This window comes from Veillonella sp. T11011-6 (genome assembly GCF_002959755.1).
In the GTDB taxonomy this organism is placed as follows: Bacteria; Bacillota; Negativicutes; order Veillonellales; family Veillonellaceae; genus Veillonella.
The window spans coordinates 559,766-580,212 of the sequence record NZ_PPCW01000004.1; the positions used below are offsets into that span (position 1 = coordinate 559,766).

The following is a 20,447-nucleotide window of genomic DNA, read 5'->3' on the forward strand; positions in this document are numbered from 1 at the left end:
ATGTCTATAATCAATGTTGTAGGCGCCAAAATTTGGGGTGGTGGCGAACAATATGTATATGATATTTGTAAACAATTACAACAGAGACATAGGACTGCCTATATCTTAGTGGACCAATCGAATGAAGATATGCAATCTCGCTATGCTCAAGTGGGACATGTGATGACGGCCAATCTTTATACTCTAAAGGGATTTCTATCTGTTAATGCAGTAGCTAAGCAGGTAAAAGCACAAGGGATTGATACGATTGTATGCCACTCTGGTAAATATATCTTATTCTGTATTGCCCTTAAGCAGCTAACAGGTGCTAAATTGGTGTTTATTAAACATAATCTTGTACCTGGTAAAACAGATATGTATCATAGATGGATCAATGCACAAGTGGATGCCTTTGTTTGTGTGTCTAAACTCGTTTATGATGACCTTATGACGCCTGTTATTAAGGATACTAGCAAATACCATGTTGTACATAATGGTATCGACCCGAACCGATTCCAGTCCTTTTCAGATGTAGTTCCTATGAAATCCAAGGTTAGAACCTTTGGCTATAGTGCGCGTATTACAGAACGAAAAGGTTTGTATCTAATTTTAAGTGCTCTTGAACAGATTCATCAAAACGATCTAGAAGTTCGATTGATTATATCTGGGGCTGGTACAGAGGATCAAATTAAAAAACTAACAGACTATATAGAAGCGCATCAAATGCATTCTTATGTTGAATTTATAGGCTTTACACGAGATATTGAAGGTTTATATAGATCAATTGATTGCTTACTATTGCCAACAATAACACGGGAGGCCTTTGGTCTTGTTATCTGTGAGGCTATGTATTGCGGTGTACCAGTTATTACAAGCGGTTCTGGGGCTCAGCGAGAAATCATAGACGATGGAGAATCTGGATTTATTGTAGATCCTCTGAACGAACACACATTACAACAGGCTATGGAACATGTGATGAGTGATGATGTAAACTTGCCGAATATCATCACAAAGGCACGACATGTTGTAGAGGAACGATTCATCGTTAATCGTGTAGCTGATGAATTAGTTACAATTATAGATAATTTACATTCCACTAATCATTGATATATTTTGTAGTTATATGAGTGGATAGGAGTATGAGATGGGATATTTACAAACACAATGGCAGCGAGGCCGTAAGATTTATGGCAAACGTAGTTGGAGAGAAACTAGACGTACTTTCCTTCATACAATGCGCTCTATCCGCAATAAAGGGGAAATTGAGGCACTAGAGACCTATTTTGCAAACTATACGCCTGATCCAACCTTATTAGACCGTCAAGTTGGTTTATTTGAGTTAATGACACGATTTTTCTTGTTTAAAAGCTCAACACCACAGGAACGATTAGAGGCTATTGTTAATCATTTTGATTATTTAAAAGATGTATTTACGGATGAAGCGATTCGCGAAATGTATTCTGTAGATCCAGATAATATTTACGACGATGTTAGTCGTATGAATCGTGGCTTTATCGTATGGGAATCAGAAGACCTTGATATGGTAGCGCGCTTATATTATGGCCCTGGTCAGCGTAAAGAAGGCTTCTTAACCTTGTTACTAACCTTGGGTAAACAAGGCGTATACCATGCTAATTTCCGCTTTGGCAAAGGTTTTAATGGGGAACCTGCTATGTGGATTGGTACAATTCAAGGCTATAAAGATGGTCTAGATAATGCTAAAACAGTGACTAAAAAGATGTTTGGGTATCGACCAAAAAACTTTATCATGTTCTTATTACGCCATATTGCAGCCATTTGTAAGGTAGAATCCATTTACGCTGTTTCTGATGAAGGCTTTTACGCAAATACCCACTTAGTTCGCGGTCACCGTGCTAAGGTAGCTGAGCTAGATCCATTATGGGAGGAATCTGGCGGTGTTGTATGTAGTGATGAACGGTTCTTCAAAATTCCATTAGAGGAATATCGTAAACCCATTGAAGAGATTAAATCACAAAAACGTAGCCAATATAGAAAACGTTATGAATTACTCGATCAATATGAACAAGAAATTCAAAATCATGTACGACCATTGTTACGAGTAAAATAATATCTATAAAGGGAATAGATACCACTATGATAGACAGTAGATTGTAACTATGTTGGGAAAAAGGGGTTAGTATGCAATCTTGGATAATTAAGAATTCTGAAATGGTCCTGACCGTACTCATTTCGCTGATGATATGTACGACACGGTCATCTATGGCATTAGGGAATTTACTATATGGCCTCATTATATTGATGACCTTAATAACTTGTTGGTATAGGCGACATGAAATCTCCATACCACAATCGATACGCCAATATGGATGGGCTTATTTAGGCATGTTACTATGCGTATTGCCGTCCGCATTAATTAGTAATGATATAGCGGTGACCACAAAATATTTCTTTAATATTTGGGTTTGGAAGGTATTAGTCATCGTCCCAATTCTGCTATGTATTAAGAGTTCTCGCAAATTATACGCCATATTATCAGTATTTTTTGTGTATATGGGCATCGATGCTATATCGGCCTTTGCACAATATTTACTGGGCTATAACTTAGGACCAGGAGGTCGTGCAGGTGGTGTTATACACGGCTCTATGATGGGACTAGCCATGTTGTTAACATTGGCTTTTCCATTAGCATTAATTGCTGCCTATGATAAGAGATTTCCTTCGTATGTAAGAAAATCTGCTGTATTTTCTTTGTTTGGCATGCTATTAGGCATGTGGGGGAACCAAAGCCGTGGTTCCTGGTTATTTAATGGCATTAATGGTGCGCTCATTACATTGCGCTATTGCTTTGTAAATATTCGCTATGTATTAGTACTACTTGTAGCTGTTGTAGGTATAGGATATGCATTTAGTAGCAATCAAGCCTATGTAGCTCGTTTTGAAAGTACTTTTAATATAAGCACAGATGGTTCAAATTTGGGCCGTATTTATGTATGGGAAGCAGATAAGCAAATGATTATGGACCACCCTGTAACAGGTGTTGGTCCTGGATTATGGCAAAAAACATATCGAGAGCACTATAAATTAAAACAAGAAACTCAAGATTTAGGCCATTCTCATAATAATTTATTGCAAATAGCCTCTGAATCTGGTCTATTAGGCCTCGTTGGTTTCTTAGGATTCTCAATTTTTATGTTCTGTAAATCGTTGAAACACTATGTGAAGACACGAAACCCTTATGATTTATCAATCCTTGTAGGTTTAATTAGTTACTTATTCCTATTTGGATCAGTTGATTATACGTGGGGAAATTCATCTGGTATTCGCATGTTTTGGATTGTTATGGGCATCATGATTCAATTGAAAGCAATTGAGAGTTAATTGAGAATTGATTGAGAATCACAGGATTATTTAGGAAATATTTACGCATTATTTAATTGATTTTTATGTCTAATTTAAATAGACCCAAAATCTCCAAAAAACTGCATAAAAGATAGCTAAAATCTATGTTTTTTCATAGTTTTAAACTTTTGAATATGATACAATATATGTAAATATTGGTACATTGTATTCGTATGGTTTAGAGGTTGTTTTCTTAAAAATTGTATTGAGAAAACAACCTTTTTTTATAGTTTGGGGTATTAGTATGAATAGTTCTGGATATAATAATCACAACAAATTGCTTATTAGCAAAATCATAGTGCTTATAGCAGATTATGTTTCTATTGTGTTAGGCACATTAGCAGCTTATCATTTGCGGTTAAATTTGCCATTTTTACCGGTAAGTCCACATTTTAAGGTAGATGAAATCTATGTATATGGCGTTATACCTTTCGTATTCTTAGCTATATTGATTCTAAATAATGCCTATTCTGTAGTATCTCCGTATTGGGATACTATGAAGAACTTATTCCGCAGCATCACTATTGGCGTAGTTGTATCCATTGTGCTCATGTATACAGGGCACGTAATCAACGATGTATCCCGATTATTTGTTGTCTTTGCTTACTTATTCATGTTGATCTTTATCTTTAGCTCCCGTTTTATTGTAGGCAAGATTCTTTCTAAGGCAGGATATTTAACGATACCAGTTTTATTAGTTGGTGCAGGTAAAACAGCAGAGCTCGTAAAGAAATCCTTAGATCGCATGCCAATTGCTACGTACAAGATTATTGGTTATGTAGATGATAATCCTAAATCCTCTGCTATTGCTAAAGAATATCCATGTTTAGGTGCTTTTTCCGATGTTGAACATGTTATCAAAGATACAGGTGTACAAACAGTTCTTATTTGTGCACCAGGGTTAGAACCTAAAAAGTTAGTATCTTTGATCAATCGATTGCAATTATTGGTAAAACGAGTAGCCTTTGTGCCTGAATTATTTGGTTTGCCCACAAGTAATATTACGGCTCGAGGCATGATGGAAGAGCAAGCCGTTGTATTGCGCGTACAAAATAACTTGGCTCGCAAGTCTAACCGCATTATGAAGCGCATATTTGATATTGTAGCTACCGTATGTGGGGGCATCTTGATTTTGCCAATTTTAGCCATTGTAGCCGTACTGATTTATCTAGATTCTCCAGGGCCTATCGTATTTGGTCATAAGCGCGTTGGCCAAGGTGGTAAAGAATTCCCATGCTATAAATTCCGCTCCATGGTGCCGAATGCACAAGAGGCATTAGAGGTATATTTGAAAGAAAATCCTGCAGCCCGTGAGGAATGGGAACGAGATTTCAAATTAAAAGATGATCCTCGTGTTACAAGAATCGGCAAATTCCTACGTAAAACAAGCCTTGATGAATTACCACAATTGTGGAATGTTCTCGTTGGTGATATGAGCCTCGTAGGTCCTCGTCCTATCGTGCGTGATGAAATCGTAAAATACGGCGACTATATCAACGACTTTTACCTTGTACCACCAGGGATTACCGGTGTATGGCAAGTTAGTGGTCGTAGCGATACTACCTATGAAGAACGGGTATTAATGGACTCTTGGTATGTTCATAACTGGTCTGTGTGGATCGATATTGTATATCTATTGAAAACTGTGTTGGCTGTCGTTAAATCGAAAGGGGCTTATTAGTCGGGGATTATGAGGGATAGTAGTTTTGATATTATGAAGGGGATTGCAATTTTGCTTGTTGTGTTGGGCCATTCTGTTCCAGACCAAGCAAGTGCTAGTGGTATTGCTAGTTATCCTTTATATTTGATGCGGACTATAATTTACAGTTTCCATATGCCTGTATTTTTCTTTGTAGCTGGCTATTTTATGCATATACCTTTGAAAGAGGGCTTCCAAAAATTCGTAAAAGATAAAAGTATACGGTTAATGGTTCCTTATTTCACTATTGGTTTATTGTATTTTCCCTTCAAATTAGCTTTATCAAAATTTGCAAGTCAGCAATTAGACCCACAAGATATATGGAAAATTTTTATTGGTATTAATCCTGATGGCGAACTATGGTTCTTATATTGCTTGTTCTTTATATCAATTATTATTGCTTTATTGGTTAAACGTGTAAATTTAGGTTTATTAATAATATCTTTCATCATTGGCATGTTATCTGATGTATTAAATATCTTTTCTGTACCTATGGTATCAAAGATATTGTACTTCCAATTCTTCTATATCCTAGGCTTATATATAAAGAAATATATGCTATTAGATTATATGAAATCCGCAGGAGTAGCCCTTACATCTCTTGTGATTTTTAGTGTAGGTAATTATGCATTACTACATGATATTAATGTGTTTAAAATACTTACTCTTATAACAGCAGTTTCGGGGATTACTATTACATACTATATAGCTAACCAAATCTCATCTAGAATCGGATTATATAAAACACTTTTGATCTTTTTAGGTACTGTCTCCATGGATGTTTATATCTTTAGTGATATTGTTAAAATTCCATTCAGAATTGTACTTTGGTCTAAATTAGGATTGTACTATGAAGCTTTTATTGTGTGCTTCTTAGCATCTACAATTCTATCTATCTTGATAGGTTATATTTTAAGAAAAAATCATTATTCACGATTGCTATGTCTTGGAATGAAAAAATAAGGATATACATATGAAAAAACAATTTGATTATTTAGTAGTTGGGGCGGGCCCATTTGGTGCTGTATTTGCCCATGAGGCGCATAAGCGTGGTAAATCTGTACTTGTTATCGATCGTCGCAGTCATATAGCAGGTAATCTATATTGTGAAAGTAAAGATGATATTAACATTCACGTGTATGGTGCCCATATTTTCCATACATCTTTGAAGCATGTGTGGGATTATGTTAATCAATTTGCTGAGTTCAATCACTATGTAAATAGCCCTGTAGCAAATTATAAAGGTGAAATGTACAATTTGCCGTTTAATATGAATACATTCTCTAAAATGTGGAATATTCGTACTCCAAAAGAGGCACAGGATATCATTACAAAACAACGGGCTGCTATTACAAGTGAACCAAAGAACTTAGAAGAGCAAGCCATTAGTCTTGTAGGTACAGATATTTATGAAAAGCTCATCAAAGGATATACGGAAAAACAATGGGGCCGTAAATGTACAGAATTGCCAGCTTTCATTATTAAACGATTACCAGTTCGTTATACATATGATAATAACTACTTTAATGACCGTTTCCAAGGCATTCCTATGGGCGGTTATACGAAGATGATTGAACGCATGTTAGAGGGCATCGAAGTTCGTTTAGGCGTTGACTTCCTTAAACATCGTGATGAATACGAAGCCTTGGCAGATACGATCATCTATACAGGTCCTATTGATGAATACTTTGGTTATTCTGAAGGGGTTTTAGAATATCGTGGCCTTCACTTTGAAACAGAACGTCTTGAAGAGGAAAACCATCAAGGCGTTGCCGTTGTGAACTATACAGAAGGCGAAATTCCTTATACTCGTATCATCGAGCATAAACACTTTGAATTTGGTACACAACCTGTTACATATGTAACTAAAGAATATCCAAAAGACTGGAAAATCGGCGAAGAAGCGTATTATCCAGTGAACGATGTAAAGAATTTAGACCTTTACGCAAAATATGTTAAAAAGGCTGAAATGATTTCCAATGTTATCTTTGGTGGTCGTTTAGGGGAATATAAATATTACGATATGGATAAGGTTATTGCTAGTGCCTTGGCATTAGTAGAAAAAGAGTTAGCCTAATTTTTCATATGGTAAGTAGATGGACTTGAGAGACAACACTCATGTAGGAGAGTACTAGTGAATATTAAGATTTTAGTAGCCACACATAAGCAATATTGGATGCCAGAGGACTCCGTATACATGCCAATCCATGTAGGTAGAGAGGGCAAAGCTGATATTGGTTATACCGGCGATCATACAGGGGATAATATTTCCTCAAAAAATGCAAATTACTGCGAATTGACAGGCCTCTATTGGGCTTGGAAAAACCTTGATGCGGACTATATCGGTCTCGTGCATTATAGACGTTACTTTACGCGCAAAGAGGTTCGTTCTGTAGAGGATAAAAAGAACCAAATTCTTACAGGAGCGGAATGGGAGAAACTACTTTCAGAATATCCTGTAGTCGTGGCGGATAAGCGTAAATATTATATTGAATCTAACCGTTCTCACTATAATAATGCTCACCATAGCGATGGCCTTGATGCGGCAGAGCAAATCATCGCTGAGAAATATCCTGAATATAGTGCTGCTTTCACAAAGGTTTGTAATCGCACTTGGGCGCATATGTTCAATATGTTCGTCATGCGACGCGACCTCTTTGATCAATACTGTGAATGGATGTTCTCCATCTTGGAGGAAATTGAACATCGCGTTGATATTTCCGATTATGATACATATGAAGCGCGTATCTATGGTTTCGTAAGCGAAATCTTGCTCGACGTATGGCTTGAAGCCAATAACATTGATTATAAGGAACAAAATGTATCATTTATGGAGCCACAAAACTGGATTAAAAAAGGTGGATTATTCTTGAAAAGAAAATTCTTTAAATAATAGACCTATTTGTATTATGGAGGAATTTTTTTGATGAGAGAAATTGGATTTTCGGAGATTAAGAGTGTCGCTTTAGATATTTTAAAAGATGTGGCACATTTTTGTGATACACATGATATTCGATATGTATTAGCCTATGGAACAATGTTGGGAGCCGTTAGACATAAAGGTTTTATTCCATGGGATGATGATATTGATATCATGATGCCACGGGATGATTATAATCGCTTTATTAAGACATATAATGAGCATAACTCAAGATATCAAGTATATTCTATTGAAAATGATGACACTTATACCTATACAATGGCTAAGGTATTCGATCAAGAAACGGTTATGATTGATAATACATTATGGCGTAATTTTGATAAAGCAGGTGTATTTATAGATATTTTCCCAATTGATGGGTTACCGGATGAAACACAGGTACAACAAAAAATATTTAGACATCAACAATTTTTAAACTTGTTATTCCATGGGTCTTCTATGAAGTTTACATTCAGTAATCGTTATGTAGACTCTAAAGGTAGCTTTGCAAAGTTAAAAGGTTATGTTCGTACATTCTTAAAATTTGGTGCTATTAGTTTAATGCATTTTTTACCAACTACAAGTTTAATCAAAAAGATTAATCAAGATGCCCAACAGTATCCATTTTCCAATTCGAAATACATAAGTGTTCTCGTCGATTGTGCAAGTGGTAATAAACGGGAAGTATACGAAAAAACTTTGTTTGATAATAGAAGTTTATATCCTTTTGAGGATACTGAGTTTTGGGGACTTACAGATAGCGATTTCTATTTAAGTCATTTGTACAATAATTATATGGAAGCACCACCTAAAGATCGACAGGTACCGCATCATAACTATAGAGTGTATTGGAAATAATAAGAGGGGATTATATTATGAAACTATTTACAGTAGGACCAACTCAAATGAGACAGGAAATTCTTGATGTAAGACATCAACAAGTTCCTTATTTTAGAACAACAGAATTTTCTGAAGTTATGTTAGATTCAGATAGACTGCTTAAAAAATTTATGAATGCACCAGAAAGCTATAAATCCATCTACTTAACAGCTTCTGGTACGGGTGCATTAGAAGCTACTATTATGAATTGTATGAATGAAACAGACCATGTGTTAGTTATTAATGGTGGTACTTTTGGTCAACGTTTCGTCGATTTATGTGAACTCCACGAGATACCTCATACTGTGATTAAATTAGACGAGGGTGAGGAGCTAACCGCAAAACACTTTGCTGCCGTAGAAGAACAATCATTTACATTTGTTATTGCTAATATTGATGAAACTTCGACCGCACAGTTATATGATATTAATTTATTAAGCAACTTTGCTAAAAAGAAAGAAGCATACTTGGTAATTGATGCGATTAGTTCGTTCTTAATTGATCATTATGATATGGCTGGTAATAATATTGATGTTACTATTTTGAGTTCCCAAAAAGGTCTTTGTATTGCACCAGGTATATCCCCTATTGTAATTAGTGATAGATTATATGAAGAACGTGTAAAAAATAATCATATTAAGAATCTTTACTTTGATTTCAACCAATATGTAAAAAACTTTACAAGAGGTCAAACACCATTCACACCTGCTGTTGGGGTATGTTTAGAAATGAATAAAGCATTACATCTGATTGAAGAGGAAGGTTTTGAAAATTATTTAGCTCGTATTGATAGTGTGGCGAAAGATTTCAGAAATAGAATTAAAGAATTACCAGTATCTCTTCCTGCCTTCAGCATCAGTAATGCGGTTACGCCTATCCGTTTTGAACAACCAATTGCTAAAGATGTATTTACAATTTTGAAGGACAAATATGATATTTTTGTAAATCCTACGGGTGGGGTTAATGAAGAATACGTTCTACGCGTTGCTCATATTGGTGATACAACCATTGAGGATAATAAAATGCTCGTAGAAACAATGAAATCAGTCATTAAAGAGATTACAGGTAAATAATATGGTAAAAGTGATAACATATGGAACATACGATTTGTTTCATGAGGGACATTACAATCTATTAAAGAATGCAAAGGCATTAGGTGATTACCTAATTGTTGGGGTTACGTCTGACTATTTTGATAAATCTAGAGGTAAATTTAATGTTCGTGATTCTTTAATGACGCGCATTGATAATGTGCGTGCTACAGGTTTCGCAGATGAAATTGTAGTAGAAGAATATTTTGGCCAAAAAATAGATGATATCAAACGATTTAATGTAGATATATTTACCGTTGGATCTGATTGGGAAGGCTATTTTGACTATTTAAATGAGTATTGCAAGGTAGTTTACTTACCAAGAACACAAGGTATTTCAAGTACGCAGATTAGAAATTCTGAGAATATTAGACTTGGTATCATTGGTAATGAAGTTATATTAGATAGATTTTTGGATGAGTCTAAATTTGTTAGTGGCATTGATATTATTGGTGGGTACACAGAGGCAGAGTCGGTTGATACTATCTATAAATCACATCAATTTAATAATTTAGAACAATTTGGTTCATCTGAAGAATTGCTGGATAAAGTAGATGCAGTATATATTAATATGCCTTTATCCAAACGTGGTGCTTATATCGAAAAAGCACTACAAGCCAAAAAACATGTATTAACAGAATTCCCATTTAGTAGTGACCTTGATGAAACATTACGCTTAATGGACTTGGCGAAATCTTCCAACTTAGTATTGATGGAAGGCTTGAAAACAGCTTATAGTCCTGCATTTAATAAGTTAATTGCCATGGCTCGTAGTGGAAAAATTGGTAAAATCTTTAATGTAGAAGCTAATTTTACACAAGTTTTGGGGGAAGATTTGGCTAATCAAATTAGAATAGCTGGTGGTAGTATTTTATCCTTAGCATCCTATCCATTATTAGCTATCTTTAAACTCCTAGGATTTGATTATAATCGCGTTGATTTTATAAGTCATAAGGTTGACGATGTCGATATTTTATCAAAGATTAATTTTCTTTATGATGATGCTATGGCCTCCGCTACTGTGGCAATCAATGCTAAGGCAGAGGGAGATTTAGTTATATCTGGTTCTAAAGGATATATTTATGTACCAGCGCCTTGGTGGAAAACAGAATTCTTTGAATTGCGTTTTGAAGATGTGAACTTAAACCAAAAATACTTCTATAAGTTTGAAGGTGAAGGCTTACGATATGAAATCGTTGAGTTCTTAAAATGTATTAGAGAGGACTCTGAAAGCTTCTTGATGAGTCATCAAGATATGATTGAAGAGGTACGCGTCCTCAATAAATTTGTATCTAATACAAATGTTACCGTTATTTAGTATGGGATTGAGTGAGTATGCAACAATTATCTTTACGAGAGGTTCAGCTAGAAGAGTTGAATCTTCTCAAGGATTTTGACAAATTTTGCAAAAAATATAATTTAAAATATAGTTTATGTTATGGCACATTAATAGGTGCAGCTCGACATAAAGGGTTTATACCTTGGGATGATGATATTGATGTTTGCATGCCAAGACCTGATTACGAACGATTATTAACGTTAAAAGAGCATTATGATCATGATGGATTAGAGTTAATCGCAAATCCTATCAATCATAGCTTAGATGCAACCTATGCAGCTATCATCAATAAAAATATTCCTTGTGAAAATACATATTCTAATACATTACGTAGCAAGTATTTATGGATAGATATTTTTCCTGTTGATGGATTTAGTGAAGATATGTCCATTATGAAAGAGATTTATGATAAATCGATTTTTTATCAAAAAATACTTACATTAGCTAGCGCTAAACTGTTTAAGGGGAAATCTCTTATTCATGCTTTAGGTAAATTAGTTATTGTTCCATTGTGTCGTTTATTTGGTAAACAACGTTGTATCGATATTATGGATCGTTTGGCTAAATCTTATGACTATACTAAATCAGAGTATGTTGGTGTAATTGCCTGGGGTGAAGGTGTAAAGGAACGATTGCCTAAACAAGATTTTGAGAAGATGACTACTATTGAGTTTGAAGACCAATCATTCTCTGTTATGTCTTGTTGGAGAGAATATCTAGATAATATGTATGATGACTATATGCAGATGCCTCCTGAGGATCAACGCTGTGGACATAATATTGTTGCATATAAGATAGAGCGAAAGGATTAAGTATATGGAGCCGTTACTTTCTATTATTGTTCCCATTTATAATGTTGAACAGTATGTTGATAAATGTATTCAATCAATACTTAATCAAACCTATCAAAATTTAGAAATTATTTTAGTCGATGATGGGGCAACTGATCGCAGCGGTTCTATTGCCGATTCTTATGCGGCGAAGGATAAACGCATAAAGGTCTTTCACAAAGAAAATGGAGGGCTTTCCGATGCCCGTAATTATGGTTTAGATCATGTTACAGGAGACTATATTTTATTCGTTGATAGTGATGATTTTATAGAAAATACAATGTGTGAAAGATTGCTTACTGTAGCGAATAGTAGCAATGCTGATATGGTTTCTTGTAATTATTATATCTATAGAGGTGATGATGATATTAGTATACATACTATGTCTGTTCAAGATGATACAAGAACTTTCACAGGCATGGATATGTTACGATATTATCTATTAAAAACGGAACCATTCGATCTCAATGTAGTATGGAATAAACTCTTTAAATCTGAGTTATTCAATGGGACAGTATTAGTTCGTTTTCCAAAGGGGAGAGTTCAAGAGGATAATTTTACTATTTTCAGGCTATTTTTGAATGCTAATACTATAGTAACAGTAAATGAACCTCTTTATTATTATGTACAACGCGCTGGTAGTATAATGGCTAATTTTAGTAGACGTTTTATGACAGATACCGTAGAGTCCCATATATATATGAATGATTATCTTATGGAGCACTGTAGTAGTGTAAAGAACGAACTGCAATTGTATCTTTTAAATTCCTATGTGGAATTATCTCGTAGAGTTCATGTTAATAAATGTAAGACAGAGTACAATGATTTACTCACTCAATATAAGCACTATGTCTTAGATCATACAGTTGATACTAGCCATAACCCATTATGGAAGTGCAAACAAGATATAAAGAGGGTATTGGTTAAATTGTATTATTGAATATGAATCATAACCATATTTATACGGTTGTATGTAACATATGATTAAAACCCATAGAGATTATCTTTATGTTTTATTGATAATACTATGGGATTTTCTCTAATTATGAAAGCATGGTTAGTAAGGTTTGATAGATATTAATGATAGAGGAAAAGTAATGTGAGGAAGAGTTACTCCGTATTAATAGAGAATATATTTTCTCTACTAACCCTACGCGCCTTAGAGTATGTACTCGCTTTTATTTTGGTACCATATTTAATTCGCGTATTAGGACCTTTGCATTTTGGAATGATTGCATTTATGCAAGGTATTATGGAATATTTCCGAATCTTTGTTGATTTTGGGTACTCCTTAACGGCTCCAAAGGCAATAGCACAGGCTGAAGAACAGAAGATAGGATCTCTATTTGCCAAATATTTTTATGGAAAAGTATGTATATTAATATTTGTTACGGCCGTATTTTTTGCTATTTATAATTTGCAACGCATATTCCTAGGGAACACGATCGATATATTATTGTTTCAAGTTATGTACTGTGGAATTATAGGCAATGTTTTATTTCCTGTATGGTTTTTCCAGGGCATACAGAAGATGCGGTATATTACCATATTAAATATGAGTGGTCGTATCTGTACGATGCTTGGTATATTTTTACTTGTAAAATCTCCAGAGGATTATATACTTGCTGCATTCTTACAGGCTTGTACTCCATTAATTGCAGGTATTTTTTCAATAGTCTGGTTAAGAAAACACTATACTGGATTATTCAAATTACCACCTATGGGTGAAATTATTAATTCTTATAAAGAAGGATGGTCTATATTCGTATCCTCGTTGGCAGTTAATTTATATACTGCAACTAATGTAGTGGTATTGGGGATGCTTACGAATAATGTTATCGTTGGTTACTATAGTGCTGCTGATAAATTAATTACCTGTGTTCGTAGAGGGATATATGCTGTAAGTGATGCAATATATCCGTTTATAAGTAAGATGATAAAGAATGATATTTCTAAGGGATTACAATTTATAAAGAAACAAATATTCCTGTATTTGGTTGTAGGCCTTGTTGGCTGTACGTCTCTATTTTTCTTCTCAGATACTATAGTCAAGCTATTGTTCGGAGCGGATTATAATTTAACTGTTGACGTATTACGAATTTTGTCATTTGTTCCTTTAGCTGTTGCTATTAGTACTGTATTTGGTGAAGAAACGATGTTACCACTCAATATGAATAGTGCATATAGCCGAACTCTAGTATTGGCAGCATTCTTCAGCTTGTTATCTATATTCCCATTGTGTTATTTGTGGGGAGCTAAAGGCGTAGCAATGACAATGTTATTAACAGAATTTTTAATTATGATTATTATGGGAGGCTTATTAAGGAAACAACTCTTCCAATAGGTTTAAATAGTTTGAGAGATTTGAGAGGTTTGTTTTAATATGATTAGTACAGCATATTATAAAATTCAAGAGTTATTGCTTTGTGCAATGATAATTTCATTACCACTGATGCGGATACCAGATCGGTATACCTTGTTTTCCATGGGAAATAATCTGTCGATGGTATTTTTGTTCTTTTCCATTTTACTATTTATTGTATATAGCATATGGAACAAGAAGACAGAGTTTCCCTTTAAACCGTATTTTACAATATCTGTTGCTTGGATTGTTTTTTGTACTATTTTAGGGGTATTTTCTTTTCCTTTTTATGATACTGTTATTTACACGTATTTAATCAATACATCTGTTGTGCAAAAGCTATATGCTTTATTTCCTTCGTTTGTAGGTAATGAATTTATTCTACAAGTAAAGTTAATGGTATCACTAGTTTGGTATCTGTTTAGAAACTTTATATTCCCCTTAATTGGTCTATTCTTAATCATCTTTAATCTATATAAAGATGATTGTAAAAAAGGTCTTGATACCATTGTTAATGCTGCAAGGATATTAACAATACTATGTATAGCCTACTCCGTTATAGAGGTTTCTTGGCTATGGAGTGGTTCGGATTACTTGGCTAGTATATTAGTAACTATTAATAATAGCTTATATGACCCTGTTGTACAAAGTGGGTGGTGGCCTCCAGAATTATGGCCAGGGCAACTTAGAAGCCTTGCGTTAGAACCATCCTATTTTAGTATGATTGCTGTATTTTTAGCACCATTATTAGGTATTCATTATGTAAATTCTAAGAATAAACTTGATATTATATTAGCATTTCTCTTAGTTGTCATGATTTTCTTAACTAAGGCTCGAACAGGTGTTGTTGTTTATCTATTCGAACTAGTTGCGTTTATTGTATTAAGTCTAATATTTAGATATAAATCTTGGTGGAAACTATGTCTATTTACAATTGGACTTAGTGTTCTAAGTTATTCTTTTGCTATTGTTGGTGATTCCGTAGTAAGCCCTATAATTAAGGCTAGTATTTCTCAAACGAATACTACCAAGGAAGCACCTAAGGCTATATCCGTAGAAAAGGCTCTAGATAAGTATATTGATAGTAATGTTAAGTCAGTCAGCAATACTAGTTCTAGATCTAATTCAGCTAGATTTGGTAATACAGTAGCTATGTTTAACGTTGGTCTAGATCATCTAGCATTTGGTGTTGGTAGAGGATTGCACTCAAGCTATATGGTTGATAAATTCCCTGATTTTGCTAAAGATAGTGGAGAAGTTAAACGTTGGACAGAAGACGTATTACAAAAGGGCTTTCTAGCATTTGAATATCCAGTGCTTAATGAATTTGCAGCCATATTGGCATGGTTTGGGTTAATAGGAGAAATCTTATTTATTACTCCAATTTTATATATTTTATATAGAACATATAAGATTAAGAAGTATATTAATAACCCTACATTAGTCTACTTATTAGTGGCATTTTTGGGGCAAATTGCATGCTTTATGAGTAATGAATTTTTATTGGCATATCCGATTCTTGTAGGAATTTTGATTTGTTATATTAAATTTTATGAGCATAATGATATAACCAGAGAATAGGGGGTTATTCTAAATAAAGTATAATGTGTATATTGTAACTAATATTTAAAATATATCGAATATATTTGATATATAGTTTATGGCTTTTCTATCTCATAATTAGTTATAATTTGTATAGCAAAATATTATAGAATGAATATATTGGGAGTATTCATTTCTAGGGGACTACATTAGTTAATATATTGGTTTGGGAGATTTTAATTATGAAAAAATATGTACTTTCAGTTGATAAGAATAGGCCTATAGAGCTTGAAATTACAAATATTTTAGATGATAATAAAGCTATAGTGCGCGGTCGTCTTAATACATATCATTTGGATTATGATGTAGAGACAACTTCTGTTTTATTGAATTTTACGTTGGAAGACGATCGAGAAACTGTATATAGTATTAGATTAAAGGAAGATGATTCTTTATTAAAATGTTTAGATTGTACTCCTCAGGAGATATTCTTTAACATTGTTAATTTTCTTGGTGAAGTAATACATAAGGCTAAATCCATCGGATATACATTAGTTATGAAGTTAGACCATCAAAGTTCAAGGTTACTTGTGAAGGATTTAACAAAAATTGGTGATGAATATCGTACATTTAATGGAGAACTAGTATATTAAGATAATTCTTAATAACTATATAGTGGAATTAAAAGAAGGTATCAACGGCAGTTGATACCTTCTTTTATGTAGAAATCAAATTGATGGGATACTAAATTTAGATCAACCTATAATATCTTTATTAGATATACGAAGATAAGAAATAGGGATTGAATGTTCTCTTATATAACAAATCTGTTATGAAACGTATTGTATTGTATATTGAGCAGCCGATAGTAGTTGGCTCAGAAGTTGCTATTTTAATGCGAATTTCACCGTTTTTTGGTATAATAAACAAGTATTCCAACGATAAAACGGAGGTAATTCTAATGCGTAAATTCTTATATATGTTAGCAGCTCTACTCGTGTTGATCGGTATTAATACACATGATGTAGAAGCTCGTACAGATGTGTATGCTACAACCTATAATGGTAATAGCTGGTATGTAGACCAAGACTCTGTGAAGAGAGTAGGGGATGTACTCAACTTTACGGTGTATACTACATCTGGACTTAGCTATAAGGTAACATCTAGCGATAGTAACTATTACAATGCAGATGTATTCTACTATAACAACAAACTCGTTTCAGACAATGGCCAATCTGTATGGAAATCTCCAGGTATGATGGCCGCTATGCGTGTGGCACGTAGATAAAGAATAAAGGCAGCGATTCGATCGCTGCCTTTTGGTCTGTATAAGTGTACTATAGTATCGTTTATCCGTATTTGACGATATATAAGATTAACCCTATAATATAAATAGATAGCCAAGCGAGTAGATCCGTCGGGCTCATCTCAAGAGAATAAATAATTGATGAAATGGCCTTTCAGTTACCTAATTATCTAGGGATAACGAAGGGCTATTTGTCTTTTCCAAGACAAATAAGCGCCACGAGTGCACCAAAAGCAATGACTACAGTCATTACCTCTAGGATTAGCATGATTAACTCATAATCACTCATAGACAACCCTCCCTTCATAGACGAAGAGAGGCCCAACCTCGCTTAACTATCCTAAGTCAATTATATGGCGAACATATAAGCGAATCAATAAGAATCTATTTATAGAAATATACAAAAATATATATACGTATACGTTAGCAGTAACTATAGTTACTGCTTTTTTTACTTGTGGTAATTTTCTGGTTATGTGGCAAATTTCCCTCATATTTACAAGAATATAATTATTAAATATAATTAAATTATTTAATAATAGTTTATAGTGTATAAATGAGAGAGGGTTTTTATGAAACGTGTGTATAAAGCAAACCTATCTTTAGCAATTGCTTTGACAATTGCTAGTTCTGTAGTGCCCTATGCAATGGCGGGGAGTACATTAGTTACTACACCTAATGGTGCAAATATTACGGCAAATAACGGTGGGAAGTTTAAGGCTGGTGAAATGACAAACTACATATCTACCATTGAGGCAGATACTGGTAGTACAGTCAGCATTGATAAAGCTGTTGCTAATATTGGCTATAATAACAAGCCTTTCATTAGCAGCAAAGGTGGTAGTACGGTTAGCCTTAAGGAAGGCGTTTATGATGTTCACAATGTAAGCACTCCTATTGCAGTGGCTCAAGGTGGCACCGTTAATATTGGCGTAGACGGCAACAAAGGTAATTTCACCGGCAAGGACTTGTCGTTGGTAGGTGATGTTATCGTTAAAAGCGACCCAAATCATGCGTCTGAGATCAATATTGGTATCATTGGCAAAGAATCTCTTTGGGATGGTTTAGCCTTTAACTTAGCAGACAAAGACGCAAAGCATCCAAGTCATATCAATGTATTCCTTGGCGACTATGGTTCTTGGGAGCTTTTCTATCAAGGCGGCTTGCATGAAGGAACATTAGATGGTGGTACACAACCTAGCCATGTACATCGACTTGTAGGCTCTAAGAATCGCAACTATGCGAATATGGTAACCCAAAGTGAGCATAATAAGCTATATGTAGATAAGCTTGAAGGGCATGTAAACTTTATTTACGATCCTAATGATGAAGGTGGCGATACTGAGGATCCAAGCTATCAACCACCAACGAAAACCTATAATGGTTTAACTCCAGATTCCTTCTGGGGTGGTGATATTCATATTACAAGTGCGGCTCCTGGTGCAGCGGCTCATGTGTACACTACTCAACGAGGCCTAGATATGTCCTCTGAGGCTAATGTGAACAAGATTTTAGATAACTTGGCTCACAAGATGTACTATCATAACTATGTTAATGGTGAAAGAAACCTTCAAGGTACAGTAGCCATTGCATCTGATGGTTCTGAATCTGGTCGTTTTACAGTAATTACATCTGGTCATGCTAAAGAAGGTGATATTACATGGCAAGCGGATAAGGATGGTCAAGGTAAATACGTATATGGTGAAAATAAACCTGTACCAAAACCTCAACCTAAGCCAGAAGTTAAACCAACTCCTAAACCTGAGGTTAAGCCGGTACCAACTCCGACTCCTAAACCAGAGGTTAAACCAACGCCAAAACCTGAGGTTAAACCGGCACCAAAACCAACTCCTAAACCAGAAGTGAAACCAGCTCCAGTGCCAGAGCGTAATTCTCATATTCACGTTATTATGGGTGATTTTGATACACCTCATATGCGCGGCGCCCGTTCTGCTATTATGAGCAATATCAACGGGTGGAGAACGTTGACAGATAATATGTATCGTCCACGCGTATTGCAACAAGGTGAACCAACAGGTATCTGGGCTCGCGTTGGAGGCGGTAAATATAGCTATGATGCAAAAGGCATTGATACAGATACAACATATACACGCATTCAAGGCGGTTACGATGCTAAAACTGGTAGCGGCTGGACTGTAGGTGGTCAAGTATCCTACCTTCGTGGCAATGATGACTACGTATTCAACGGTTCTGGTAAGGAAAAAGCCTTTGCTGTAGGTGCGTACGGCGTGAAAGATCTTGGTAAAGATCAATATATTCACCTTGAATCCCAAGTAGGTCGCGTTTCTAATACTTTCACAGCTCGCAATGAAATTGGTGAAAGCCTTTCTGGTGACGTTAAAGCCAATGCCTATACAATTGGTGCACGCTATGGCAAAACTGTGAAATTCCAAAATGGTACATATATCGAGCCACAAGCGCAATTGAGCTACACTCACTTTGGTGGGGATAGCTTTGATGCGGGTCGTATGCATGTTAACCAATCTGGTGTGAGCAGCACAGCAGGTGGTCTTGGCCTTGAAATTGGTAAAACATTTGGCGCAGGTAACATCTATACTCGCGTTGGTGTAAACCATGCCTTCTCTGGCACTGTAAATACAGCGTACACAACTGGCAATACTACAAAATATACAAAACAAGACCTTAAAGGAACTTGGACTGATCTAGCATTTGGTGGTCGTTATGGATTCAATGCTAATAACAGCATCTTTGCTGACCTTAGTACAGGTCTATCTGGCGACTATAAAGCAGGCTGGTCTGTAAATGCAGGATTTACACATAAATTCTAAGGATCAATTTAATAAATTATTCTTTGTAACATAGCCAATATATAAAGCCTCCTAATAGTAGAGTAATAACTTTATTATTAGGAGGCTTTTATAATATATTTCGTATATTTCTATTAATAGATTCTTATTGATTCGCCCATATGTTCTCTATATAATTGACTTAGGATAGTCAGGCGAGGTTGGGCCTCTCTTCGTTAATGAAGGGAGGGTTGTCTATGAGTGATTATGAGTTAATCATGTTAATCCTAGAAGTAATGACTGTAATCATTGCTTTTGGTGCACTCGTGGCGCTTATTTGTCTTGGAAAAG

Annotated in this window: 17 protein-coding genes; all 17 read left to right on the forward strand. The window is 35.0% G+C overall.

Features of this window, described 5'->3' with window-relative positions:
- On the forward strand, positions 1–1,086 hold the full coding sequence (locus VRHSUH10_RS07255) for a glycosyltransferase family 4 protein (protein WP_105090007.1): 1,086 nt from the start codon (positions 1–3) through the stop codon (positions 1,084–1,086).
- Positions 1,087–1,123: 37 nt separating this feature from the next.
- Positions 1,124–2,068 carry a DUF535 family protein gene (locus VRHSUH10_RS07260; protein WP_005384769.1) on the forward strand — a complete coding sequence of 315 codons (945 nt, stop codon included), beginning with the start codon at positions 1,124–1,126 and terminating at the stop codon, positions 2,066–2,068.
- 443 nt (positions 2,069–2,511) lie between these two features.
- Entirely contained in the window at positions 2,512–3,339 is an 828-nt protein-coding gene (locus VRHSUH10_RS07265; RefSeq protein WP_233187092.1) for an O-antigen ligase, read from the forward strand.
- Positions 3,340–3,604: 265 nt separating this feature from the next.
- Positions 3,605–5,041 (forward strand): undecaprenyl-phosphate galactose phosphotransferase WbaP, encoded by a 1,437-nt coding sequence (wbaP, locus tag VRHSUH10_RS07270; protein ID WP_105090009.1) that lies wholly within the window; start codon positions 3,605–3,607, stop codon positions 5,039–5,041.
- Between the two features lie 33 nt (positions 5,042–5,074).
- Positions 5,075–6,022, forward strand: coding sequence for an acyltransferase family protein (locus tag VRHSUH10_RS07275; RefSeq protein ID WP_233187093.1), 948 nt, complete (start codon positions 5,075–5,077; stop codon positions 6,020–6,022).
- Positions 6,023–6,032: 10 nt separating this feature from the next.
- A complete protein-coding gene (gene glf, locus VRHSUH10_RS07280) occupies positions 6,033–7,136 on the forward strand; it encodes a UDP-galactopyranose mutase (RefSeq protein WP_105090011.1) in 1,104 nt (367 codons plus the stop codon).
- Between the two features lie 57 nt (positions 7,137–7,193).
- Entirely contained in the window at positions 7,194–7,952 is a 759-nt protein-coding gene (locus VRHSUH10_RS07285) for a DUF4422 domain-containing protein (RefSeq protein ID WP_105090012.1), read from the forward strand.
- Between the two features lie 33 nt (positions 7,953–7,985).
- A complete protein-coding gene (locus VRHSUH10_RS07290) occupies positions 7,986–8,837 on the forward strand; it encodes a phosphorylcholine transferase LicD (protein WP_105090013.1) in 852 nt (283 codons plus the stop codon).
- Between the two features lie 17 nt (positions 8,838–8,854).
- On the forward strand, positions 8,855–9,931 hold the full coding sequence (locus tag VRHSUH10_RS07295) for an alanine--glyoxylate aminotransferase family protein (protein WP_105090014.1): 1,077 nt from the start codon (positions 8,855–8,857) through the stop codon (positions 9,929–9,931).
- Position 9,932: 1 nt separating this feature from the next.
- Complete coding sequence (locus VRHSUH10_RS07300) at positions 9,933–11,267, forward strand: adenylyltransferase/cytidyltransferase family protein (protein ID WP_105090015.1); 1,335 nt, start codon at positions 9,933–9,935, stop codon at positions 11,265–11,267.
- Positions 11,268–11,284: 17 nt separating this feature from the next.
- A complete protein-coding gene (locus VRHSUH10_RS07305; protein WP_233187095.1) occupies positions 11,285–12,100 on the forward strand; it encodes a phosphorylcholine transferase LicD in 816 nt (271 codons plus the stop codon).
- Positions 12,101–12,104: 4 nt separating this feature from the next.
- A complete protein-coding gene (locus VRHSUH10_RS07310) occupies positions 12,105–13,058 on the forward strand; it encodes a glycosyltransferase (RefSeq protein ID WP_105090017.1) in 954 nt (317 codons plus the stop codon).
- Between the two features lie 159 nt (positions 13,059–13,217).
- The gene (locus tag VRHSUH10_RS07315; protein ID WP_105090018.1) at positions 13,218–14,462 is read left to right on the forward strand and encodes a flippase; all 1,245 of its coding nucleotides are present in this window, start codon (positions 13,218–13,220) and stop codon (positions 14,460–14,462) included.
- A gap of 39 nt (positions 14,463–14,501) precedes the next feature.
- Positions 14,502–16,061 (forward strand): O-antigen ligase family protein, encoded by a 1,560-nt coding sequence (locus VRHSUH10_RS07320; RefSeq protein WP_105090019.1) that lies wholly within the window; start codon positions 14,502–14,504, stop codon positions 16,059–16,061.
- Positions 16,062–16,264: 203 nt separating this feature from the next.
- Entirely contained in the window at positions 16,265–16,675 is a 411-nt protein-coding gene (locus tag VRHSUH10_RS07325; protein WP_105090020.1) for a hypothetical protein, read from the forward strand.
- 308 nt (positions 16,676–16,983) lie between these two features.
- Positions 16,984–17,310 (forward strand): Tat pathway signal protein, encoded by a 327-nt coding sequence (locus tag VRHSUH10_RS07330; RefSeq protein ID WP_105090021.1) that lies wholly within the window; start codon positions 16,984–16,986, stop codon positions 17,308–17,310.
- 590 nt (positions 17,311–17,900) lie between these two features.
- The gene (locus tag VRHSUH10_RS07335; protein ID WP_105090022.1) at positions 17,901–20,138 is read left to right on the forward strand and encodes an autotransporter outer membrane beta-barrel domain-containing protein; all 2,238 of its coding nucleotides are present in this window, start codon (positions 17,901–17,903) and stop codon (positions 20,136–20,138) included.
- Positions 20,139–20,447 lie beyond the last annotated feature (309 nt).